The organism is Streptomyces sp. NPDC001373, from assembly GCF_042895815.1.
Classification (GTDB): domain Bacteria; phylum Actinomycetota; class Actinomycetes; order Streptomycetales; family Streptomycetaceae; genus Streptomyces.
The window spans coordinates 313836-334473 of the sequence record NZ_JBIAWQ010000002.1; the positions used below are offsets into that span (position 1 = coordinate 313836).

The 20638-nt window shown below is 69.1% G+C and carries 22 protein-coding genes and 4 pseudogenes; 13 read left to right on the forward strand and 13 right to left on the reverse strand.

The window, feature by feature from the left end; translation table 11 throughout:
- Positions 1-72 precede the first annotated feature (72 nt).
- Both ACFY15_RS06805 and ACFY15_RS06810 read left to right on the forward strand, forming a co-directional pair.
- Positions 73-1044, forward strand: coding sequence for a LuxR C-terminal-related transcriptional regulator (locus ACFY15_RS06805; protein ID WP_390686313.1), 972 nt, complete (start codon positions 73-75; stop codon positions 1042-1044).
- Between the two features lie 136 nt (positions 1045-1180).
- Positions 1181-3163, forward strand: coding sequence for a multicopper oxidase family protein (locus ACFY15_RS06810; RefSeq protein ID WP_390686314.1), 1983 nt, complete (start codon positions 1181-1183; stop codon positions 3161-3163).
- A gap of 164 nt (positions 3164-3327) precedes the next feature.
- Here the strand turns inward: ACFY15_RS06810 and ACFY15_RS06815 are convergent, their stop codons facing one another.
- From ACFY15_RS06815 to ACFY15_RS06840, 6 genes are all read right to left on the reverse strand, one after another.
- Entirely contained in the window at positions 3328-3669 is a 342-nt protein-coding gene (locus ACFY15_RS06815; protein ID WP_390686315.1) for a MerR family transcriptional regulator, read from the reverse strand.
- Positions 3670-4208: 539 nt separating this feature from the next.
- Positions 4209-4511, reverse strand: a complete 303-nt coding sequence (locus tag ACFY15_RS06820) for an SCO5918 family protein (RefSeq protein ID WP_390686316.1) — start codon at positions 4509-4511, stop codon at positions 4209-4211.
- Positions 4512-4569: 58 nt separating this feature from the next.
- A complete protein-coding gene (locus ACFY15_RS06825; RefSeq protein ID WP_390686317.1) occupies positions 4570-4980 on the reverse strand; it encodes a CBS domain-containing protein in 411 nt (136 codons plus the stop codon).
- Between the two features lie 46 nt (positions 4981-5026).
- Positions 5027-6487: a DEAD/DEAH box helicase gene (locus tag ACFY15_RS06830; protein ID WP_390686318.1), complete on the reverse strand. Its 1461-nt coding sequence runs from the start codon at positions 6485-6487 to the stop codon at positions 5027-5029.
- Positions 6488-6787: 300 nt separating this feature from the next.
- Positions 6788-6991 (reverse strand): cold-shock protein, encoded by a 204-nt coding sequence (locus ACFY15_RS06835; RefSeq protein ID WP_390686319.1) that lies wholly within the window; start codon positions 6989-6991, stop codon positions 6788-6790.
- 419 nt (positions 6992-7410) lie between these two features.
- On the reverse strand, positions 7411-7743 hold the full coding sequence (locus ACFY15_RS06840) for a peptidase inhibitor family I36 protein (protein WP_390686320.1): 333 nt from the start codon (positions 7741-7743) through the stop codon (positions 7411-7413).
- Positions 7744-8148: 405 nt separating this feature from the next.
- Here ACFY15_RS06840 and ACFY15_RS06845 point away from each other — a divergent pair, with 405 nt between their 5' ends.
- Positions 8149-8376 (forward strand): hypothetical protein, encoded by a 228-nt coding sequence (locus ACFY15_RS06845; protein ID WP_390686321.1) that lies wholly within the window; start codon positions 8149-8151, stop codon positions 8374-8376.
- 284 nt (positions 8377-8660) lie between these two features.
- Here ACFY15_RS06845 and ACFY15_RS06850 read toward each other — a convergent pair whose 3' ends face one another.
- Positions 8661-8882, reverse strand: coding sequence for a hypothetical protein (locus ACFY15_RS06850; RefSeq protein ID WP_390686322.1), 222 nt, complete (start codon positions 8880-8882; stop codon positions 8661-8663).
- 469 nt (positions 8883-9351) lie between these two features.
- Here ACFY15_RS06850 and ACFY15_RS06855 point away from each other — a divergent pair.
- Both ACFY15_RS06855 and ACFY15_RS06860 read left to right on the forward strand, forming a co-directional pair.
- Positions 9352-9513, forward strand: a pseudogene (locus ACFY15_RS06855) (hemolysin III family protein); the annotation flags it as partial.
- A 64-nt stretch (positions 9514-9577) separates the two neighbouring features.
- Positions 9578-10279, forward strand: a complete 702-nt coding sequence (locus ACFY15_RS06860) for a hemolysin III family protein (RefSeq protein WP_390825113.1) — start codon at positions 9578-9580, stop codon at positions 10277-10279.
- A gap of 39 nt (positions 10280-10318) precedes the next feature.
- On the opposite strand, the gene ACFY15_RS06865 is transcribed toward ACFY15_RS06860, so the two are convergent.
- Entirely contained in the window at positions 10319-10657 is a 339-nt protein-coding gene (locus ACFY15_RS06865; RefSeq protein ID WP_390686324.1) for a helix-turn-helix domain-containing protein, read from the reverse strand.
- A gap of 836 nt (positions 10658-11493) precedes the next feature.
- Here ACFY15_RS06865 and ACFY15_RS06870 point away from each other — a divergent pair.
- A pseudogene (locus tag ACFY15_RS06870) lies at positions 11494-11748 on the forward strand (ATP-binding protein); the annotation flags it as partial.
- Between the two features lie 506 nt (positions 11749-12254).
- Positions 12255-12614 carry a hypothetical protein gene (locus tag ACFY15_RS06875; protein WP_390686325.1) on the forward strand — a complete coding sequence of 120 codons (360 nt, stop codon included), beginning with the start codon at positions 12255-12257 and terminating at the stop codon, positions 12612-12614.
- A 246-nt stretch (positions 12615-12860) separates the two neighbouring features.
- Here the strand turns inward: ACFY15_RS06875 and ACFY15_RS06880 are convergent, their stop codons facing one another.
- From ACFY15_RS06880 to ACFY15_RS06900, 5 genes and pseudogenes are all read right to left on the reverse strand, one after another.
- Entirely contained in the window at positions 12861-13169 is a 309-nt protein-coding gene (locus ACFY15_RS06880; protein WP_390686326.1) for an SCO5918 family protein, read from the reverse strand.
- A 48-nt stretch (positions 13170-13217) separates the two neighbouring features.
- Entirely contained in the window at positions 13218-13622 is a 405-nt protein-coding gene (locus ACFY15_RS06885; protein ID WP_390686327.1) for a CBS domain-containing protein, read from the reverse strand.
- A gap of 46 nt (positions 13623-13668) precedes the next feature.
- The gene (locus tag ACFY15_RS06890) at positions 13669-15189 is read right to left on the reverse strand and encodes a DEAD/DEAH box helicase (protein WP_390686328.1); all 1521 of its coding nucleotides are present in this window, start codon (positions 15187-15189) and stop codon (positions 13669-13671) included.
- 310 nt (positions 15190-15499) lie between these two features.
- Positions 15500-15703, reverse strand: a complete 204-nt coding sequence (locus ACFY15_RS06895) for a cold-shock protein (protein ID WP_266976802.1) — start codon at positions 15701-15703, stop codon at positions 15500-15502.
- A gap of 553 nt (positions 15704-16256) precedes the next feature.
- Positions 16257-16607: pseudogene (locus ACFY15_RS06900) on the reverse strand (serine hydrolase); the annotation flags it as partial.
- A 16-nt stretch (positions 16608-16623) separates the two neighbouring features.
- Here ACFY15_RS06900 and ACFY15_RS06905 point away from each other — a divergent pair.
- The 6 genes and pseudogenes from ACFY15_RS06905 to ACFY15_RS06930 form a co-directional block, all read left to right on the forward strand.
- Positions 16624-17055, forward strand: a pseudogene (locus tag ACFY15_RS06905) (tyrosine-type recombinase/integrase); the annotation flags it as partial.
- Between the two features lie 146 nt (positions 17056-17201).
- Positions 17202-17840, forward strand: a complete 639-nt coding sequence (locus ACFY15_RS06910) for a hypothetical protein (protein WP_390686329.1) — start codon at positions 17202-17204, stop codon at positions 17838-17840.
- A gap of 30 nt (positions 17841-17870) precedes the next feature.
- Complete coding sequence (locus tag ACFY15_RS06915) at positions 17871-19028, forward strand: helix-turn-helix domain-containing protein (protein WP_390686330.1); 1158 nt, start codon at positions 17871-17873, stop codon at positions 19026-19028.
- Between the two features lie 589 nt (positions 19029-19617).
- Positions 19618-19884, forward strand: coding sequence for a hypothetical protein (locus ACFY15_RS06920; RefSeq protein WP_390686331.1), 267 nt, complete (start codon positions 19618-19620; stop codon positions 19882-19884).
- Positions 19881-20249 carry a hypothetical protein gene (locus ACFY15_RS06925; RefSeq protein WP_390686332.1) on the forward strand — a complete coding sequence of 123 codons (369 nt, stop codon included), beginning with the start codon at positions 19881-19883 and terminating at the stop codon, positions 20247-20249. Before ACFY15_RS06920 ends, ACFY15_RS06925 begins: the two co-directional genes overlap by 4 nt.
- Entirely contained in the window at positions 20246-20524 is a 279-nt protein-coding gene (locus tag ACFY15_RS06930; protein WP_390686333.1) for a hypothetical protein, read from the forward strand. Before ACFY15_RS06925 ends, ACFY15_RS06930 begins: the two co-directional genes overlap by 4 nt.
- Positions 20525-20638 lie beyond the last annotated feature (114 nt).

The following is a 20638-nucleotide window of genomic DNA, read 5'->3' on the forward strand; positions in this document are numbered from 1 at the left end:
CCACGACCAGGGCGTGACAACACAGCGGGCGGCAAGGTAGGCCCCCGCGCACTCGGGGAGAACGAGCAACTGATGCTGCAGACATTGGGTCTGGATCCCATAGCCGAGCAGGTCTACCGGGGGATGCTGACCCGTCCCCAGGACGGCGTGGCAGAGCTGGCGCGCAGCCTCGGACTGCAGGAGTCGGACCTCCGCGGGGCCCTGGACCGGCTCAGCGCCATGGCGCTCATCCGCTCCGCCGACCACGCGCCGAGCGGCTTCGCCCCCCTGGGGGCGGAAGCGGCCATGAACCTGCTGCTGGCCCGCCAGCAGGAGCGTCTCGCCCTGTCCCAGGCCGCGGCGGCCCAGCTGATCGCCGACTGCGCCTCCTCCCAGCCGCAGTCCCCCAGCGAGAGCGAGTCCCTGTCCGGGATCGAGGCGATCCGCAACCGGCTGGCGCAGCTCAGCGACGAGGTCACCAGCGAGGTCCTGACGTTCGCCCCGGGCGGCGCCCACCCGGAGGCCGATCTGCGGGCCAGCCGCGGCCCGAACGAGGAGATGCTCGACCGGGGCGTGCGGATGCGCACCATCTACCTGGACAGCGTGCGCAACGACGCGGCGACCCAGGAGCACGTCGACTGGCTGAGCCGCCGCGGCGGCCTGGTCAGAACGGCCGCGTCGCTCCCCGTCCGCATGATCATCATGGACCGGCGGCTCGCCGTCCTCCCCGTGAACACCACCGACGCCCATGTCGGCGCGATCGTCCTGCACGGCACCGGGACCGTCACCGCGCTGTGCGCGCTGTTCGAGTCGGTGTGGGCCTCCGCCGTCCCCCTGGGGGCCGTCCCGGTGCGCGACGCCGCCGGGCGCACCCGGCAGGAGAAGGAAGTCGTCCAGCTGCTGGCGGAGGGGCTGACCGACGAGTCCATCGCCAAGCGGCTGGGCGTCTCCCCCCGGACGGCCCGGCGCATCGCCGCCGAGCTCATGGAGCGCCTGGACGGCCGCAGCCGCTTCGAGGCCGGCGTCCACGCCGTCCAGGACGGCTGGCTCCCCGCCACCCGCTGACCGGCGGCCGCCGCGAAGGACACGCCCCAATGATCCCGTCGCTCACTGTATGTCACCCATAACATTCAGTGACGAACCGATCGGCGCCCTCGGGCTGCGGAAAGCGGGAGAATTGATCGCGCGAAGAGAACTTCTCGTGGCCGGGGCCGTCGGCGGCGCGGCCCTGGTCCTTCCGGCACCCGAGGGGGCGGCGGCACTCCCTGACGGGACGGCGGCCACCCCGGGGGCCGGGTCCGGCCGTACCTTCCCGGTCCCCACCCTGGACCCCACGACCATTCCGAAGTACGTCACCGATCTGGTGATCCCGCCGGTGATGCCGCAGGCCCGCCACCCGCAGCGGCAGCACGGCATCGACACGTACGTCATCGGCGTCCGGCAGTTCAGCCAGCAGGTACTGCCGCCCGCTCTGCCGTCCACCACCGTGTGGGGATACGGCTCGCTCGGGGACAGAAGCACGTTCAACTACCCCTCGTTCACCATCGAGGCCAAGGCCGACCGGCCTGTCCGGGTCACCTGGGTGAACGATCTCGTCGACAGCGAGGGCAGATTCCTCCCGCACTTGCTGGCGGTCGATCCCACCCTGCACTGGGCGAATCCGCCGGGAGGCAGGACCGGGCGCGATTCCCGGCCGACGTTCACGTCGACGCCGGGTCCGTACACCGGCCCCGTCCCGATCGTCACTCACCTGCACGGTGGACGTTCCACCGAGGAGAGCGACGGCTACACCGAGGCGTGGTACTTGCCGCGCGCGAAGAACATTCCCGCCGGATTCGCCACCGTGGGCTCGTTCTACGACGAGTTCCGCGAGAAGTTCGCCGAAGCGCACGGCCTGAAGTGGGAGCCGGGCACAGCGACCTTCCAGTACGCCAACGACCAGCGGGCGTCGACGCTCTGGTTCCACGACCACACGCTGGGGATGACCCGGCTCAACGTCTACGCCGGCCCCGCCGGGTTCTACCTGCTGCGCGGCGGCGAGTGCGACCTGCCCGAGGGGGTCCTGCCCGGACCGGCGCCCGCCTCCGGCGATGCGCCGGGCACCCGGTACCACGAGATCCCCCTGGCCATCCAGGACCGGTCGTTCAACTCGGACGGCTCGCTGTTCTATCCCACGAGCCGGGAATTCTTCGACGGGTTCGCGGGCCCGTACGTTCCCACCACCGACGTACCTCCCATCTGGAACCCCGAGTTCTTCGCCGACACGATGGTGGTCAACGGCCGGACATGGCCGAAGTTCCAGGTCGAACCGCGCCGCTACCGGCTGCGCTTCCTCAATGGATGCAATGCCCGGTTCCTGATCCTGAAGATCACGGACAGTCCGACCGCCCGGCCGGCCCGGTCGGCCCTGCCGTTCTGGCAGATCGGCAACGAAGGCGGATTCCTGCCCGAACCGGTTCGGCTGGAACGGCTGCTGCTGGCCAACGCGGAACGCGCCGACGTGATCGTCGACTTCACCGGGATCGCGGAAGGTACCGCGCTGTACCTCGTCAACGAGGGCGCGGACCAGCCCTTCGGCCGGGGCGAACCCGGCGTGGACTTCCCTGTGGCGGATCCGGCCACCACCGGGCAGGTGATGAAATTCGTGGTGGGCCCCCTGCTGGGCGAAGACACGAGCGTCCCACCGGACCGGCTCCGGCTGCCCAGGGTCAGGCCGCTCGGCTCGGCGAGCGTCACCCGGCGGCTCTCCCTCAGCGAGGTGAAGTCCGGCAGTCCCCTGGTTCCGCCGGACACGCCGGTCCAGGCCATGCTCGGGACGGTCGACTCCGCCGGCAATCCGGTGTTGCTCGGCTGGGCCGACCCGGTCACGGAGAACCCGAGGCTGAACGCGACCGAGACGTGGGAGCTGCACAACTTCACCGTGGACGCCCACCCGATCCACATCCACGAGGTGGCGTTCGAGGTGGTCGACCGGCAGCCCTTCAACGGGTCACCCGTTCCGCCGGAGAGCTGGGAGCGCGGCTTCAAGGACACCGTGATCGCCTACCCGGGAGAAATCACCCGGGTGAAGGCCCGTTTCGACCGTCCCGGACGCTTCGTCTGGCACTGCCACATCGTCGAGCACGAGGACAACGAGATGATGCGGCCCTACCAGATCGGAGGCAGGCGCAAGCAGGACCGCTGACAGGGCAGCGCCCGAGGGCGCGGCCTCGCCGGCGCTGCTTCGCAGGTGCGCTCCTGGCCAGGGCCGCTCGGCGGCCCGGCGGACCGCTGATGACCTGCGGCGACCCTTCGGCCCGGCTCCTCTGCGCGTGCACGGCGCACCCCTTTTCGACCGCTCGGCGGCCTTCAGCTCACGGGCGGGTGCGTGGAGCCTTCGGCCGCGCGGCGGTACTCGGCGTTGATGCGCTGGGCCTCCTCGAGCTGGTCCTCGAGGATGATGATGCGGCAGGCGGCCTCGATGGGGGTGCCCTGGTCGACGAGTTCCCGGGCTCGGGCGGCGATGCGCAACTGATAGCGGGAGTAGCGGCGGTGGCCGCCCTCGGAGCGGAGCGGGGTGATCAGGCGCGCCTCGCCGATCGCGCGGAGGAAGCCCTGGGTGGTGCCGAGCATGGCGGCGGCCCGGCCCATGGTGTAGGCCGGGTAGTCGTCGTCGTCGAGACGATCGTCGAACGATTCGTGTGCTGTCATCTGCACCTCTCTCACGAAACGCGTTGAGGGGCCCTGGCGCCGTACGGCACCAGGGCCCCGAAGGAACTACTACACCATCTGTCGGCCCTGATAATGCGCCGACCCCTGTGTTTCCGCCGACCCGGCCCGGATGCTGCCGGGAGTGCGGGGATCGCGGTTGCTTGACCGGAGACCACCTCACTGTCGATGTCCTGCGGTACCCGGGCTCGGTCGCGCGACCCGGGCGATCCTGATGGCGCTCGGCTCCTCCGTTCATTCCTCGGTGCTCTGACTTCACTGGCGTACGGTGAACCGCACCCGCGGCTCACGGCGTTGGTTCTGCCTCCTGGCGGTTCGTCTCCGCCAGGCCTACGGACTGTCTGGGCTACGAGAGAAACCATAACTCCGGCGCTGCGGAAAATCTACCTCGGGCGCGATAGGTTTTCGCGTCCGAAGGCGGTGGCCGACCTTGGCGGCCGGCTCGGACGGGCTTCCGCCCAGCACGAGAGGGCCCGACCGGCAGACGCCGGTCGGGCCCTCTCGTCGGGAACGCGGTCTCGTCAGGTGTTCGCCTGGACGCCGAGCAGCGCGGAAGCCTGAGCGAGCGGACTCGCGGGTCCGGTGGCCGGAGGAGCCGTACGGCAGGTGAACCCGAGCCGGGTCATGGCCCGCAGCACCTCACCGGCGCTGAAGTCGCGCGGATCCTGGCCGGTGACGATCCGGCCCACCTGCTTCGCGGGGTAGGTGCGGCGGCCGATGGTCACCGACTCACCGGTGACCGGCTCGGGCCTGATGTCCTTCATCGAGGCAAGGACACCGCTTTTGGTGAGGTCGAACGGGAAACGTGCGATGACACAGCGCATGAGGGCCTCACGGGAGGAAGAAGGGGAAGGGCGTGGGCGAGGGCGAGGGTGCGGCGGTTCAGGGCACGAGGGCGAGGATGCCCACGGCACTGCCTTCCTCGTCGACGACGGGAAGCGCGTCGAGCCTGCGGTGGAGCATGACCCGTTCCGCGTCGGCCATCGTGGTCATGGGCGAGGGGAACGGCCCGGGGTCGCCCAGGACGTCGCGCAGCCGGGCCCCGTCGGTCCAGGCCGGGCTGTCGCGGACGGCGGCGAGCCGGGCGCGGCCGACCAGCCCGGTGCACAGACCGTGCTCATCGCTGACGAGCAGGCGGTCGGTGCCGGCGCCGGCCATGACGGCCAGGGCCACTTCGACCGTCATGTCGTCACAGACCTGCGGACCGGTCGCTTCCATCGCCTGGTCCACCGTCCGGTGCGAAGGGCTGGGACCGTCGTCGCACGCGCGGGGCTGCATCCGGACCAGCGTCACAAGGTGCCTCCTGCAGAGATGTGCCAGTTTTCTGATCATGTGGTTCTCACGCCGCCGGGCCGAACCCGGGGCGCCGCGCCCTGCGCCGGTCGGTCGGAGCCGGTCCGCGCCGGGTGCGGGCAGACGCGTCCCGCCTCGTACGCTCGCCGGCCGGCGGCGTGAGGACGACGGGTACGCCCGTGGGTGCCTGGGCACCGGTGATGCGGTTCAGGGCTTCCTCGCCGGATCGGACCGGGGTGGTGAGCGGGGTGATGCCCGTGGCCGCCATGAGGCGGGTCATGTCGCGCCGCTGGCCGGGGGTGACGAGGGTGACGACGCTGCCGGACTCCCCTGCGCGGGCGGTACGGCCGCCACGGTGGAGGTAGTCCTTGGGGTCCGTCGGAGGATCGACGTTCACGACGAGGTCGAGGTCGTCGACGTGGATGCCGCGTGCCGCCACGTTCGTCGCGACCAGCACCGTCACGTGGCCGGTCTTGAACTGTGCCAGCGTCCTGGTGCGCTGCGGCTGCGACTTCCCGCCGTGCAGGGCGGCGGCGCGTACCCCGCTGTTCAGCAGGTCCTCGGTGAGTCGGTCGACGGCGTGCTTGGTGTCCAGGAACATGATCACCCGGCCCTCGCGCGCCGCGATCTCCGTCGTCGTCCGGTGCTTGTCGGCGGCGTGGACGTGCAGCACGTGGTGCTCCATCGTCGTCACCGCACCGGCGGAGGGGTCCACCGAGTGCACGACCGGGTCGGTCAGGTAGCGGCGGACCAACCGGTCGACGTTCCGGTCGAGGGTGGCGGAGAACAGCATCCGCTGCCCCCCGGGCCGCACCTGGTCCAGAAGCGTGGTGACCTGGGGCATGAACCCCATGTCGGCCATCTGGTCGGCTTCGTCGAGGACGGTGATGCCGACCTGGTCGAGCAGGCAGGCGCCCCGGTCGACGAGGTCCTTCAGCCGCCCGGGTGTGGCCACGACGACCTCCGCGCCTCCGCGCAGCACGCCGGCCTGTCTGCGCAGGGGCATGCCGCCGAAGACCGCGGTCATGCGCAGCTGTGCGGCGCGGGCGTACGGGGCGAGGGAGTCGGTCACCTGCTGGGCCAGCTCGCGGGTGGGGACGAGGACGAGGGCGAGCGGGCGGCGCGGTTCGGCGCGCTGACCGGCGGTACGGGCCAGCAGGGCGAGACCGAAGGCCAGGGTCTTGCCGGAGCCGGTGCGGCCGCGGCCGAGCACGTCACGGCCCGCGAGGGTGTTGGGCAGCGTGGCTGCCTGGATGGGGAAGGGCACGGTCACGCCCTGCGCGCCGAGGGCGGCCAGCAGGGCCGCCGGCATGTCGAGGTCGGCGAAGGCGCCGGCGGCGGGCAGCGCGGGCGTGCGGGGCTCCGGCAGCGCGAACTCGCCTTGTCCCGCGGCGGGTCGGCGGCCGTGGCTTCCGTTGCGGCGGGGAGCGTCGGAGCGACCCGCTGCCGGCGTGCCCGAGCGGTGGTGAGTGCGGTGGGAGCGGTCGTTCGTACGTGTGGGGTTCATCGGAACCTTCCCTGGTGCGGCACGTATCAGGGAATTCCCGCGATCGAGACCAGGGCAGGAAATCACGAGAACGGCCGAATGAAAATGCGGATGCCGGACTGCCCTGCCGTATTCCAGCGGAACGGGGACCGCGACCGCGGCCGGGCGAGTTCAGACACCACGCGATCCGGCTGTCATGGCCGCCGGGTGGGCGGCCATGACGCCGTGTGCCCGTACGGGCTGAATTGCCGTGTTGAATACGTGCAGCTGGGGCCCGCACCCCGAGGGATGCGGGCCCCAGCTGCGAAGCGCGGGTAGGCGTCAGGCGGGAACGATGTTCTCCGCCGTCGGGCCCTTCTGGCCCTGCGCGATGTCGAAGGTGACCTTCTGGCCTTCCTGGAGCTCCCGGAAGCCCTGCGCGGCGATGTTCGAGTAGTGGGCGAACACGTCAGCGCCCCCACCGTCCTGCGCGATGAAGCCGAAGCCCTTTTCCGCGTTGAACCACTTCACGGTACCAGCAGCCATGTTCTTCTCCTTTGGGGCAGTACGCCGGCGTCCGCACTGTGCGGGTGCCGTGTCGCCGCGATGATGCCCTGCCGGAAAACAACCGGAAATATGAAGCGTTTCGGCGCGGCGTGGGCCGGTCGAATCCGCTCGAAATCTTGGGTACCAAAACTGCAACTGGATCGACAGTAGCACGCTGTGGAGGATTTCGTCCGGTGAATTTCACACCGTGTGTGGCAGGGTAAAAACTCTGTGCGCGACGTCCGGTAAATTCTGTGGCGGCGGGCACAGATATTGAACCCTCCCCGGCGGAGTGTCCCCCGGACCGTCTCGGGGAGGTCGTCCGAAACCTCCGAGAACGTGAATCCGGGTGGGGGCGAACGGATGCGGGGCGGACGGTCCGCGGATGTCTGCCCGCCCCGCGGGTCAGCCGGTGGGGGTCAGAGTGCCCACTCGACTCGTTCCACCGTGTCGTTGTGCTCCCTGGGCTCTTCGAGCTTGTCGCCGGCCTTCAGGATGCGCGTGGCGTTCTTGCTGATCAGCTTCGCGTCGCTGTCCGTGCGGTTCTCCCAGGACGACACGTTCTTGGACATGCTGGCGCCGTTGGGGAGGGGCAGAAGGCTGAGGTCCACCGTGTGACCGGCGCCGATTCCGTACGCCTCGCCACCACGGTCGTAGTGCCGCCAGAGGCCCAGCGTCTTCTCCGGACAGGGCGAGCCCTCAGGGGGGCTGATCACTACGACACCCGTGGGCAGCCCTGCGGTCGTGCTCATGGCTCGCTCCGTTCTCCCGTCCCATCGGCCTTTCCGGTGGGAGCGACACCAACGTTCCACGGGAAGCCCGTGGTGCATGCCCTGGCGCGGGCGTGATCGTTTCTGCGGTGTACATGACCACTCGTGTGGCGGAATCCCGTTCCCGGCCCTCGCCGGAAGGGGGCGCGGGGGTTGCCGAGTCGCGAGCCGGACCTGGTCCCACCGGGAAGGCAGCCTGGGAGCGATCTACGTCGACGCCGGCACCGACGAGCCGGCCATGGCCGCGATCCGGGTCGGTCCGCCCATGCGCCACTGTCTGGTGTTCGTTCGCCTGGACGGTGCGACGGTGGGACCGGCTCAGCCGGCTCGCCCGCTGCGCTTCCCACCCGACCGGGGATGTGCCCCTCGTGTCGCCTTCTGCTGGCCGTGACCACCGTCGTGATCGCGCTCGGCATCATCGGCGCCGTCGTCGACGGTCTCCTCTACCTGCTCTTCATCGGCATCGTGCTGTTCGTGGCCGACCTCATCCCTGCCACCACGCGCATGCGCCCGCTCACCGCAGCCTCGCTTGGTGACGTATCAGAGTCCGTCGCAGTCGCACGGAGCTGGTCGACGCACGCCGTGGAGGGAGACGGAAACGGATACGCCTCGTAGCCCGATGCCGAAGCCGTCGTCGCGAGTGGGAGCTAGCCTGCCTCGCGTCGAGCCGCACTCGCGCCAGAGGCTGACGCTTGCACGTCTTCGTCGAGCAGGAAGGCTTCGATCTCCCCGAAGTCGGGCGCCTGGAAGGGATGTGTGGTGGGATGCGGCGATGCTGCGGCGGCGCAGGGGAACGTCTCCACCGGAGCGGAGAACGGCGAGGTCAGGTCGATGAGAGGGGTCTTCTTCCTTGCGGGTCCGTGAACGGAACTGGTGTGCCGTGACCAGGCACGGCGGTCCTACAGCTTGCTCATCTTGGCGTACGGACTCAAGATCCGCTCTTGCGTCGAGCCGAAATCCACGACTGCCGCTATCCCGCCCTCGATGCCGGTGACCCGGCCGAGGCCGTGCACGTCGTGTGTGACCTGGTCGCCTACGGCGAACCGCTTCGGAGGCAGCGTGACCGGGGCTTTGAAGGGGCTGGTGGGCAAAAAGCGCTTCGGTGCACTTGGCTTTGTCATTCCTGCCAGTATGCGCCCACGCGGATCCAGTACGGCCGTTCACGTCCGCAGCGCGCGGTAGCTGAGAAGGACCTCGCCGAAAAGCAACAGCCCCAGGTCGCTGACCTGGGGCTTCGCTGTGGAGCGGATGCCGGGAACCGAACCCTCACCATGAGCCTGGGCATCATCTGGAGCAGGTGACCTCGTCTCGACCCGGCGGCTCCCTGTGTTCTTGTTGGCCGCTGCTCACTGTTGGCTACTGGCACGTCGGTGCATGGTCTGCGGCGCGATGAGGGAAGCGGCGGCAGGAAGGCCGCGGTCTTCAGCCGCCGGACTCTTCGACGGCCTGAGCCGCGCCGGCAGCGCTCGACGGCTCGCTGAATCCTCGACTTCCACGGGCTCGGTTCTTGGCAGACGGCCAGGACCGGATCGTGATGCGACTGAACAGGAACCGATCAAGCCGAAACTGCGTGGCTGGCTTCACGCCGGCATGGTCCCCGCGTCGCTCGCCGCGGGCATCGTCCTCATCTGCCTGGCAGGGACGCCACGAGCCGTGCTGGCCTGCACCGTGTACTCCGTGACGGCCTGGCTGCTGTTCGGGACGAGCGCCGTCTATCACCTCGGCACCTGGGGACCACTCGGCGAGGCCGTTCTGCGCCGCCTCGACCACGCCAACATCTTCGTGATCATCGCCGGCACATGCACCCCCCCTCGCCGTGCTTCTGCTCTCCCGCGACCAGTGGTCCTTCCTGCTGTGGATCGTGTGGGCGGGCGCTGTGGTCGGCATCGCCTTCCGCGTTCTGTGGGTCGGAGCTCCCCGCTGGCTGTACACCCCCTGCTACCTGGCTCTGGGCTGGGCGCCCGTGCGATACCTGCCCGACTTCCTGCACAGCGGCGGGGTGGCCGTGGTCTGTCTGGTCGTGACCGGCGGGCTTCTTTATAGCGTGGGTGCGGTCGCCCTTCCGCGGCTCCTGCACGACTATCGGTGCTGGAGGCCCTGCGGCTACTGGGCGGCGCAGGAGCAGGACACCGGTACCTTCTTGGGCTGGTTCGAGCTCCGGCCGCTGGAGGAGGAGAGCCCTGCCGTGGTCGAACTCGGCTACCGGTTGAACCAGGCGGCCTGGGGGCACGGTTACGCCACCGAGGGGGCCAAGGCCCTGGTCCGCAAGGGGTTCACGGACCTGGAGGTCGAGCGGGTCACCGCCAACACCATGGCCGTCAACACGCGCTCCCGTCGCGTCATGGGAAAGTCCGTCCCTCATCGGGAACTTCGTGGAGGACTGGCCGGGCCGGAAGGAACTTGTCAGTGCTCCGCGCAGTCTGGCCGTACTGCACCTGCCCGGCCACTGGTAGTGCCGGCATGGAGGCGAATCTCGCGCAAGCAACTGCTCGTGATCGATCCTCTGCCCAGCCCTTGAGTCGCATCGTCGGCCGATGTCGACTGCGGTCGAACTCCCTCAAGCCACGGCCGATGGGTGGGCCGTTTCGGTGGTGCGGCGGTACGCGGCATTGATGCGCTGGGCTTCCTCGAGCTGGTCTTCGAGGACGATGATGCGGCAGGCGGCCTCGATCGGGGTGCCCTGGTCGACGAGTTCGCGGGCCCGGGCGGCGATGCGGAGCTGGTACCGGGAGTAGCGGCGGTGGCCGCCCTCGGAACGCAGCGGGGTGATCAGACGGTGCTCACCCAGGGCCCGCAGAAAGGCGGGGGTGGTGCCGAGCATTTCGGCGGCCCGGCCCATGGTGTAGGCGGGGTAGTCGTCGTCGTCAAGTCGGCCGTACGAGTCATCTGCTGTCATCTGCACCTCTCTCTGGAACGCGCGGAGGGGCCCTGGTGCCGTACTGGCACCAGGGCCCCGAAGGAACTTCTACACCACATGCCGACCCTGATACCGCGTCGGCCCTCTGTGTCCGCGTACCCGACCCAGTTGCTGTCGGGCGTGCGGGGATCGCGGTTGCTTGACCGCCGGAGACCACCTCACTATCGATGTCCTGCGGTACCCGGACTCAAGACTTCCGTCCGGGCGATCCTGATGGTGCTTCGTTCCTCCGTTCTTCCCTCGGTGATCAACTACCTACCATCGGGGTACTGCCTACTACTGGTACTGCCCTACTGCGGGTACTGCTGGTGGTGCGAACCGCTCAGTGGCCTGTTACAGCGCCACTCTCCGGCAGCCAGCCCCGTTGCCGTCCTGCATCTGCTCTGGCTTGGAACCCCACTGCCGAACCTCCTGGTGCGCGCGCCCGCAGCCGACGCCTTCACCAGGGGTACCGCTCCATTACTTCACTGCTGTGAACTGCGCACTCACGGGTACCGCACATGCCATGACCGCGGTCCCGTGCGGCGGCCCCTGATCACTGCGGGCCACCCGGTCCGGCCGCCAGTCCCGTCGCCGTCCTGCAACAACCCTGGCTTCGAAACTCCGCCGCCGCACCGTCCTGCGAACTGCAACTACCTGTACTGCTGGTACTGCTTGCCGGCAGTTCGTCTCTGCCAGGCCCTGCTGTCCTTCTCGGCTACGGAAGAAACCATAGCCACGCCACTGTCCAATGTCTACTCTGGCCAATATAGATTTTCGTGTGCCCAGCAACGAGGTAATCGGCTTCGGGCAGTGATGCAGGTGGGTGCGCAGGAGTGGTCTCAGAACTCGTCACCAATGCCTTGCGGCACGGTGGCGGCACCTGCGTCCTGGACCTGGCCGCCCGTCCGGACGGCATCGAGGTGGCCGTGCACGACCCCAGCCCCCATGCCCCGCGCATGCGTACCCCCGACCTCGACGGCGGAACTGGAGGCTTCGGGTGGCCCATGGTCGACCGGCTCGCCACAGCGACCTCGGTGACTTCCCGGGCCTCTGGAGGGAAGACCGTAAGCGCCCCCCTCCCGCGGTAGACCGCCCCCTCTCTTCTGGTGCAGCCCGGTACAGGGACCAGCGTCAGTGCGGCGCAGCCGGAGGGGGCGGCGGAGATTTCGGGGGTGGTGATGGACGAGGGGAACCGTCGCGGGCACGGGGGCGCAGGTCAGGAGCCTGAAGGCCATGACGTCCGTGTGTCGTCCCGGGACGGAGTACATGTCCGGGACGACTGCTGTCGCGCCGAGGCGGTAGCGTTCAGGCGACGCCGCACGGGCCGGGAGCGTTCGACGGGTCTGAGCCTGCGTTTCTGCCTGGGCCACCGGTCGCGGACGGCGAGGAAGCCGCTAACCGACGGCTGGCGCCCCCCTTGGTAGCACACGTCTCGGCCGCGAGCACCCGTCGGAGGGGAAGAGAGGACACCTGGTGGTCACGTGATGTCTCGGTACTCACGGGGTGTGCCTTTGAAGGGAAAGCGTTGACGGCTCTGCCCGGGGGGCCCGACCCGTTGAGAGGACGGGACGAGCCCTGAATAGTATCGGCTCTTATGTCGAAGCTTGACGAGCTGCTCGTGGACGTTGCCGCGCTGGTGGAGTCCGGGCAGAGCAATCAGATGTCCTTGACGGTGGTCACCGGTGGCACGGTCATCACCGGCCGGCTGGCGCCCGAAGCGGTATGGAGGCAGCGGGTCTCGGAGGTCCTGGCGGACTCCGACCGCCTGGGAGAGTTCTCCGCCGTCTTCACCGCACCGACCCGGAGGGACGGGCCGCCCGCGTATCTGCACTTCCACATGGCGCGGATCCTGCAGGGCACGGTCGGGATCCCGGAGACGGGCGGGATGTACCGCGTCTCGATCGCGGACGTGAGCGCTTGGACCATGGGCGACTTCAGCTACTCCGATCACTGACCCCGTACCGCGTCACGAACCACCTGCCGGGATCTGGCGAGCGCTGCTCCTGGAGCGCCGACTCACCCGGCTCGACGCCCTGCGCCTGGTCCAGCCCATCGACAAGGACGTCGTTCCTTGGCGCGGGCACCGTAGGAGGGCGACCCCGGGACGGTCGGGGTGATCCCCCGGCCGATGTTCATCCTGCAGCCTCCCATGATCAGGCCCCTCCCTCGTCAAGCCGGTGCCGCACCCGCTGATCCCCGGTCAGACGGCCGGGGAGCCGAGCATCGCGGAAGCATGCGGGAGGGGGTCGAGGCCGCGGGCGGGCGCGGTGTTCTGGGGGAGGCTGCGGCAGGTGAAGCCGAGCTTGGCCATGGCGCGGAGGACCTCACCGGCGGTGAAGTTGCGGCGGTCCTGGCGGGTGATGATCTGGCCGACCTGCTTGGCGGGGTAGGTGCGGCGGCCGATGATCACGGACTCGCCAAGGGCCGGCTCGGGTTTGACACCCTGCACGGACTGCAGGACGCCGCTCTTGGTGAGGTCGAAGGGGAAGCGGGCGATGACACAGCGCATGATGCCTCACAGGAAGAAGGAGGGACGGTTCAGCCGTGGCGAGGCGGTTCAGCGGGCCAGGGCGAGGACGCCCAGGGCGCTGCCTTGTTCGTCGACGACGGGCAGCACGTCGAGCCTGCGGTGGCGCATCGCGCGTTCGGCTTCGGCCGTCGTGGTCAGGGGCGAGGCGAACAGCCCTCGGTCGCCGGGTACGGCGCGCAACCGGATCTGGTCGTCGTAGGCGTCGCTGTCGCGGACGGCGAGGAGCTGGGCCCGGGTGACCAGCCCGGTGCACAGGCCGTCGTCGTCGCAGACGAGGAGGTGCCCGATGCGCGCACTGGCCATCACGGCCAGGGCCACTTCGACCGTCATGTCATCGCAGACCTGTGGTCCGGCCACCTCCATGACCTCGTGGAGCGTCTGAGGTCCAGAACTGGTGCTCGACGAGCCGGGCTGCATCCGGACCAGCGTCACGATATGCCTCCTGCACAGATGGGCGAATTTCCGGGTTAGGTGGTTCTCAGGCCGCCGCCGCGGCGAAGGCGGGCCGACGGGCGCCGGTGCGCCGGGCGGCCGAGGCGGGGCTGCGGCGGCCGCGGGAGGAGGATGTGCTGCGCTTGGGGCGCTCGGGCGCCGGTGCCGTGATGGTGACCGGGATGCCGGAGGGGGCTTGGGCGCCGGTGATCCGGATCAGCTCTGCCTCACCCGAGCGGACCTGACTGGTCTTCGGCACGATGCCGGCGTCCTGCAGGAGTCGGGTCATCCCGCGACGCTGGTTGGTGGTGACGAGGGTGACGACGGTGCCGGACTCGCCGGCTCGCGCGGTGCGGCCGCCGCGGTGGAGGTAGTCCTTGTGGTCGGTCGGCGGGTCCACGTTGACGACGAGGTCGAGGTTGTCGACGTGGATGCCGCGCGCGGCGACGTTCGTCGCCACCAGGACGCTGACGTGCCCCGTCTTGAAGCGGGTGAGGGTGCGGGTGCGCTGCGGCTGCGACTTCCCGCCGTGCAGGGCGGCGGCCCGCACACCGCAGGCGAGGAGGTCCTCGGTAAGGCGGTCCACGGCGTGCTTGGTGTCCAGGAACATGATCACCCGGCCTTCGCGTGCCGCGATCTCCGTCGTCAGCCGGTGCTTGTCGGCGCCGTGCACGTGCAGGACGTGGTGCTCCATCGTGGTGACCGCGCCCTGGGAGGGGTCGACGGAGTGGACGACGGGATCGGTGAGGTAGCGGCGGACCAGCAGGTCGACGTTGCGGTCCAGGGTCGCGGAGAACAGCATCCGCTGGCCCTCGGGGCGGGCCCGGTCCAGGAGCGCGGTGACCTGCGGCATGAAGCCCATGTCGGCCATCTGGTCGGCCTCGTCGAGGACGGTGATCGCGACCTGGTCCAGTCGGCAGTCACCGCGGTCGATGAGGTCCTTGAGGCGGCCGGGGGTGGCCACGACGACCTCGGCGCCCCCGCGCAGCGCGTTCGCCTGGCGGCCGATCGGCATTCCGCCGACGACGGTGGCCAGGCGTAGCTTCACGGCGCGGGCGTAGGGGGTGAGGGCGTCGGTGACCTGCTGGGCGAGTTCCCGGGTGGGGACCAGTACCAGCGCCAGCGGCTGACGGGGCTCGGCGAGCTGTCCGGCGGTCCGGGCCAGCAGGGCCAGGCCGAAGGCGAGGGTCTTGCCGGAGCCGGTCCGGCCGCGACCCAGGACGTCTCGGCCGGCCAGGGAGTTCGGCAGCGTCGCGCCCTGGATGGGAAACGGGACCGCCACTCCCTGCGCGGCGAGCGCGGCCAGGAGGCGCCGGTCCAGAGCCAGGTCGGCGAAGGTCTCGACGGCGGGCAGCGCCGGAGTGATCGTCTTCGGCGGGGCGAACTCCCCCTGTACCGGGGCGGGCCGCCGGCCCTGACCTCCCGAGCGGCGGGGAGCACCCGAACGGCTCGGGGCGGACGACACACCGAAGCGACCGCCCCGGGTCGAACCGGAGGGGGAGCCGAAAACGGGAGCCCCGTTGCGGCGGGTGCTGGAAGAGCGGCTGTTCGTACGTGTGGGGTTCATTCAGAACCTTCCTTGACACGGCACGCATCAAGGAGGTCCGCAGCGTAAGAGCAGCATGCAGAATCACAGGTACGGACCGAATGGAATTCGAGAAGCGAAAGCGAACGTGGCGCACGGAAAGCTCGTGGCGACGCGGGCAAAAAGGGAATGCGCGCGGAATTCGATCCGGGGCATCGAGGAGTACGGCTCCGAAGAGGGGGTCGCGTACCTTGAGGTGGGGTTCCGGCAGGAGTGGTCACTGCGGAAATGCATGCAGCTGGGGCCCGCACCCCGAGGGATGCGGGCCCCAGCTGCAAGATGCGCGTCAGAGTCAGACGGTGACGATGTTCTCCGCCGTCGGGCCCTTCTGGCCCTGCGCGATGTCGAAGGTGACCTTCTGGCCCTCCTGCAGCTCGCGGAAGCCCTGGGCGGCGATGTTCGAGAAGTGGGCGAACACGTCAGCGCCGCCACCGTCCTGCTCGATGAAGCCGAAACCCTTTTCCGCGTTGAACCACTTCACGGTGCCAGCAGTCATGTCGTATCTCCTTGGGGCAGTACACCGGCCATCCGTACCCTACGGATGCCGTGTCGCCGCGATGATGCCCTGCCCGGAAAATGCCGGAAATGTAAAGCGCTTCCGAGCGGCGTACGGCCGACGGGAGCACTCGAACTTTTTTGGGTACCAAAACTGCAACTAAGATAGACATTAGCACGTCCCCGTAGTCTTTGCGCGTCACATATTTCGCCCGGGCGCCGCTGGCAAAAACCCTCTCCGCGAGGGTCGTTAAAATCTCAGGCCGCGAGCACAGGTATTCATGCACTCCGAATGCGGTGTTTCGGAAGAGAGGCGGTCGGCAGGTCGGGCGGCGGCCGGCCCCGGTACGGAGTCGTCGCGGTGCTCTCGAGTCCCGGGCGGGGAGAGGTCGCCGGCGAGGGTGGAGCGCGGCGCACGCGCAGGACCTCGCGGGCTGTTGGGCGTCACGGGGCTGACGCGGGAAGGAGTGGGTCGGATCAGCCCTGTGTGTCTTGACGCGGTCGAGACGGCGGCGAAGGCTTCGGTGGGTGAGACATCGGCGTTCTGCCCTGGGTCAGGCGGATGCCTCCTGGCGGAAGGCGTTGCGGACTTCGGTCAGCGGCTGGCGGTCGCGGGTGTAGTAGAGCTTGTTGGTCAGCAGTACCGCACATCGGTCCTGGGCGAGGGAGATCCCCATACCCGTGCCGGTGAAGCCGTAGTGGACCCAGACGTCGTGTTCGTCGGTGGTGCTGGGGGCGGGGTGCCAGAACAGGCCCCGTTCGGGCTGGAGGCCGCTGGTCTGCACGGTGAGGGAGCGGGGGCTCCATTCGGCGCCGAAGCCGGCCTCGGCAGGGGCTGTGGTGTGGTCGAGCATGTAGCGCAGGAAGACGGCCAGGTCGTCGAGGACGGTGAAGGTGCCGGCGAGGGCAGCAGTGTGACGCCGCCGCGCCGAGGGCGACACCAAGTCCGCGGTCGGCGTCCGGACGATCCACCTGCCGGCCTTCCTCCCCATCGAGGTCAAGCGGCACCTGGACTGGTTCGCGGAGAAGGAGCCCGACGGGCTGCTGTTCGTGGGGGAGAAGGGAGCACCCTTCCGGCGGACGACCTTCGGCCGGAAGTGGGCGAAGGCCCGCGCGACGGTGGGCCTGCCTGAGGACTTCCGCTTCTACGACCTCCGGCACACGGGCCACACCCTCTCCACCCAGTCCGGCGCCATGCTGAAGGACACGATGGTCCGCGCCGGCCAGTCCTCGGAGAAGGCCGCGATGATCTACCAGCACTCCGACGACGAATGTCGGCAGGAGGTAGCCGGAGGCATCGACGCCAGGGTTCGTGAGTTGCGTGGACGTGCGACTGGCGTCGGGTCCGACTGAGATCCCTTACGTCCCCGGTCAGAGCGGTTCACGACCGGCTCTGACCGGGTAGTCGACTGACCAGCAGCGCTTCTTGATTTCCTTCCTCGAATGAGGGAGGATTTCCGGAAATTGCACTCCGTGGTCAGGGGCTGAATATGGCAGTCATGCACGTTGAGGACTCACGCGGCCAGAACCGTCTCGCAGACCTGGGGCTCTCGGCCGAAGCCATCGAGAACGTGCTGCGGCGCGCCGAGGCGGAACGCAACTTCTGCACGCCCCTCGACCCGGTCTCGCTCCCGGGCAACATCTTCTGGGGCAGGGCCATCCGCTTCCTGCGCGAGGCGTACATCCCTGACGGATGGCGCAGCGTGAGCCCTCAGAACGTCTCGCTCCTGCTGTCGCCGGAAGAAGACTTCGCCATCACCGCCTCCAGCGGCAACAAGGCCACCGGCTACGCCGCGCTCACCCCTGCCACCCGCTACTCGAAGGGCACGGCGGTCATCCGCCGGGTTGAGACCAATCGACAGCTGGTGATCCCTGGCTACGAGGCCGAACCCGAGTCTCAGGGAGTCGGAGAGGGGATCCCGACCTGGTTCCTCCTGTACCAGCACGTGAACACCCTGACGGGCACGCGGCTCTACTACGAGCTGTCGCTGCCGACCAACCCGGGGAGTCGTGGCAAGATCGACAGCTGGCACGAGCGGATCATCTTCCCCTACATCGACTTCGAGGGCTTCAACCCGTTCCCGAACGACGACGACGGCGAAGGCGGCATCGACATCCCGATCGAGCGTCTGGGCTGATCGTCCACCCCACAACCCATTGGCACTCCCATGACCACCGCATCCCGGCTCGTCCTGGCGCGCAAGCGCCGCGGGCTCACCGTCACCCGTCTCGCCCAGATGGTCGGACTCACCGCCCGCCGGCTGTCCGACTACGAGAACGGCCGGGCCTACCCTCCCCCGGCCTCCCTGGCCAGCCTTGCTGAGGCTCTGGAGTTCCCTGAGTCCTTCTTTGTCGCCGAAGAGGTTGCCGACCTGCCCGTCGAGTCGGTCAGCTTCAGGGCGCTGAGCAAGATGACGGCCTCACAACGGGACATCGCCCTGAGCAGTGGTCGCCTCGCCCGGATCTTGCAGGACTGGATCCGGGCTCGCTTCAAGCTGCCGGCGCCAGACCTTCCGTCCCTGACCTCGTTCAGCCGTCTCGGCAGCGACAACGAACCGGTGTTTCCGGGCGAGGCTGGTGCCGAGAACTGCCCCGCCGAGCGCGCCGCCGAACTGGTCCGCACTCGATGGGGGTTGGGGGTCGCCCCGATCCCCAACATGGTTCACCTGCTCGAAGCGCACGGCGTGCGCGTGTTCTCGCTGTCCCGGGACTGCCCGGAAGTGGACGCCTTCTCCTTCTGGGACCGCGGCATCCCGTTCGTGCTGCTGAACACCGAGAAGACCGCCGAGCGCGGACGCTTCGACGCCGCACATGAGCTGGGGCATCTGGTTCTGCATGGCGAGGAGCAGGTCCCCCACGGGCCCCAGGCCGAAGGGGAAGCCCACCGCTTCGCCGCCGCCCTGCTCATGCCGGCCGCAGACGTCTTGGCGTACGCCCCTCGCAACCCGAGCACCACCTGGATCCTCCAGGCGAAGCGCCGCTGGAAGGTCGCCGCCATGGCACTCGCCCACCGCCTGCACGAACTCAACCTCACCACCGAATGGCAGTACCGCACACACTGCGTCGAGCTCAGTCGCATGGGCTACCGGAAGTCGGAACCCCAGAGCACACTCACGCGGGAGACCTCCCAGGTGTTGGGCAAGGTCTTCGCCGCACTTCGAGCGGAGGGCATGCCGTTGGCCCAAGTCGCCCGTGACCTCGACCTGCGATCAGCCGACCTCAGTGACTTGATCTTCGGCCTGGTGGTCATGGCCCAGGAGGGCGGGCGCGGTGGTGCCCGTGGTGCGGCGGCCTCCCGTAGGCCGCAGCTCTCCGTCGTGCGTTGACACTCGCATTTGCGCCTGCGGAGGAACGTTCCCTCGGCTGGAAGTGGGGCGGATCACAGAGCCGCCCGCCCGAATATTGAGACGGAGCTGCCCCCGCACCACCTAAATAATGGTGCGGGGGCAGCGCCATGGACGGGGCGTATACCTGAGTTAGGGCACACGGAGGGCACGGCAGCCCCCAATAGGTCTAGACAACGACGAAGGCCCAGGTCGCTGACCTGGGCCTTCTCTCAAGAGCGGATGACGGGAATCGAACCCGCGCTATAAGCTTGGGAATCTACGTCGCTCCGACTGTCTGTATGCCCTCTGAACTGCGGATACAGCCTGCTGCCGGGCCTCTCGTGAGGGGCTGTCTGCGCTGGTGGTGACCGCTGTTCACCGCTCTGAAGGGCACAGATGGGGCACGCGGAGGGCGCGGCAGGCCCTGAGAGGGCTGGACGATGACGCAGGCCCGTGTCGGTGGGACCGCCGGATGCCCTGGGCCTCGCGGGCCGAGGAATCCGGCGGTCGGTAACGCGCGGCCGGGCTCCTGTGGACCACGACTGCGGCTTCATAGCGTCAAGGTGATATGACGGTTTATGCTCGGGTTGTGCGAGCCATCAGTGACCCCCTGACCGACGACGAGAAGACCGACCTGGACGAGGCTCTGAAAGCCGTCCGCCGGGCCGAGCAGGCTCTCGCACGGGCGCAGGCGTACCTCAACCGCACGGCGGGCCGCATCGGCTCCGTCGAGCGCTACGGGCAGAAGGTCGCGGTAGGCCGCCGCGTCGGATGGTCCCGCCAGCACGTCACCACCCTCGCCAATGCCTACCAGGCGGGCGAACCGGATCAGGAGGAGAGGACTGAAGCCGCATGAGCACCGCGCCCCAGCCGTCCGCCGTCCCGCAGCCGCCCGCCCAACCCGAGGCGATCCGCGCCGTCCTCGCCGAGGTTGCTCCGCACCTGCTCGCCGACTTCGACCGCGATCGCGCGGCCAGCACCGCCCGCGCGCGTGCTGAGGTGTCCGCGGTTCCTCTCCGCACCTTCACGGAGGCATGGGCCGTCGAGGTGGCCATTGCCCGGCACCCGGAGACCGCCGCCCGGCTCCGCGCGCTAGAGGCGCGGGCCGGAGAGGTCACCGACCTCGGCGAGGCGCGCGACGTCGCTGCCGAGATCAGCCGCATTCGCCATGCCGCCGCCGCCGAGGCGGGCATCCGTACCGCCGGCGAGGTCGCCCGGTGACCGACGACCGTTGGGTGTGGGAGTACGCCTTCCACGCCGAGGACGAGGTCGGATGCCCGAAGGTCGTGCGCGACGAGGTGACGGCCGTCGCCGACCGGATCGTCGAGCTCGCCAACCTCGGCATCGACCCGGCCGAACTCCGCGATCCCACCCCCGGTACGGCTCGCCGTCACATGCTCCCCTCCGGCGGATGGTTCGAGACCCAGGCGCTCCCGAGGATGAGGCCGCGCCTCCTCGCCGTGGTCCTGGTCGTACCGCCACTGCACCTGCTCTGAGCGCCTTCCTGCCGCGGTGTTTCGTACACCGATCCCATGCGGGTGTCACCGTGCAGAAAATTGCTCCCGCGAGCGGCAGGCGGAGCTCCTCGACGGAGGTGACGCATGGGGCGC

Coding starts and splice junctions, on each gene's coding strand:
- ACFY15_RS06915 (WP_390686330.1), top strand. CDS start 17,871: ATGACCACCGCATCCCGGCTCGTCCTGGCGCGCAAGCGCCGCGGGCTC.
- ACFY15_RS06880 (WP_390686326.1), bottom strand. CDS start 13,169: ATGCGCTGTGTCATCGCCCGCTTCCCCTTCGACCTCACCAAGAGCGGC.
- ACFY15_RS06910 (WP_390686329.1), top strand. CDS start 17,202: ATGCACGTTGAGGACTCACGCGGCCAGAACCGTCTCGCAGACCTGGGG.
- ACFY15_RS06820 (WP_390686316.1), bottom strand. CDS start 4,511: ATGCGCTGTGTCATCGCACGTTTCCCGTTCGACCTCACCAAAAGCGGT.
- ACFY15_RS06890 (WP_390686328.1), bottom strand. CDS start 15,189: ATGAACCCCACACGTACGAACAGCCGCTCTTCCAGCACCCGCCGCAAC.
- ACFY15_RS06815 (WP_390686315.1), bottom strand. CDS start 3,669: ATGACAGCACACGAATCGTTCGACGATCGTCTCGACGACGACGACTAC.
- ACFY15_RS06830 (WP_390686318.1), bottom strand. CDS start 6,487: ATGAACCCCACACGTACGAACGACCGCTCCCACCGCACTCACCACCGC.
- ACFY15_RS06840 (WP_390686320.1), bottom strand. CDS start 7,743: ATGAGCACGACCGCAGGGCTGCCCACGGGTGTCGTAGTGATCAGCCCC.
- ACFY15_RS06805 (WP_390686313.1), top strand. CDS start 73: ATGCTGCAGACATTGGGTCTGGATCCCATAGCCGAGCAGGTCTACCGG.
- ACFY15_RS06925 (WP_390686332.1), top strand. CDS start 19,881: ATGAGCACCGCGCCCCAGCCGTCCGCCGTCCCGCAGCCGCCCGCCCAA.
- ACFY15_RS06835 (WP_390686319.1), bottom strand. CDS start 6,991: ATGGCTGCTGGTACCGTGAAGTGGTTCAACGCGGAAAAGGGCTTCGGC.
- ACFY15_RS06850 (WP_390686322.1), bottom strand. CDS start 8,882: ATGACAAAGCCAAGTGCACCGAAGCGCTTTTTGCCCACCAGCCCCTTC.
- ACFY15_RS06865 (WP_390686324.1), bottom strand. CDS start 10,657: ATGACAGCAGATGACTCGTACGGCCGACTTGACGACGACGACTACCCC.
- ACFY15_RS06895 (WP_266976802.1), bottom strand. CDS start 15,703: ATGACTGCTGGCACCGTGAAGTGGTTCAACGCGGAAAAGGGTTTCGGC.
- ACFY15_RS06875 (WP_390686325.1), top strand. CDS start 12,255: ATGTCGAAGCTTGACGAGCTGCTCGTGGACGTTGCCGCGCTGGTGGAG.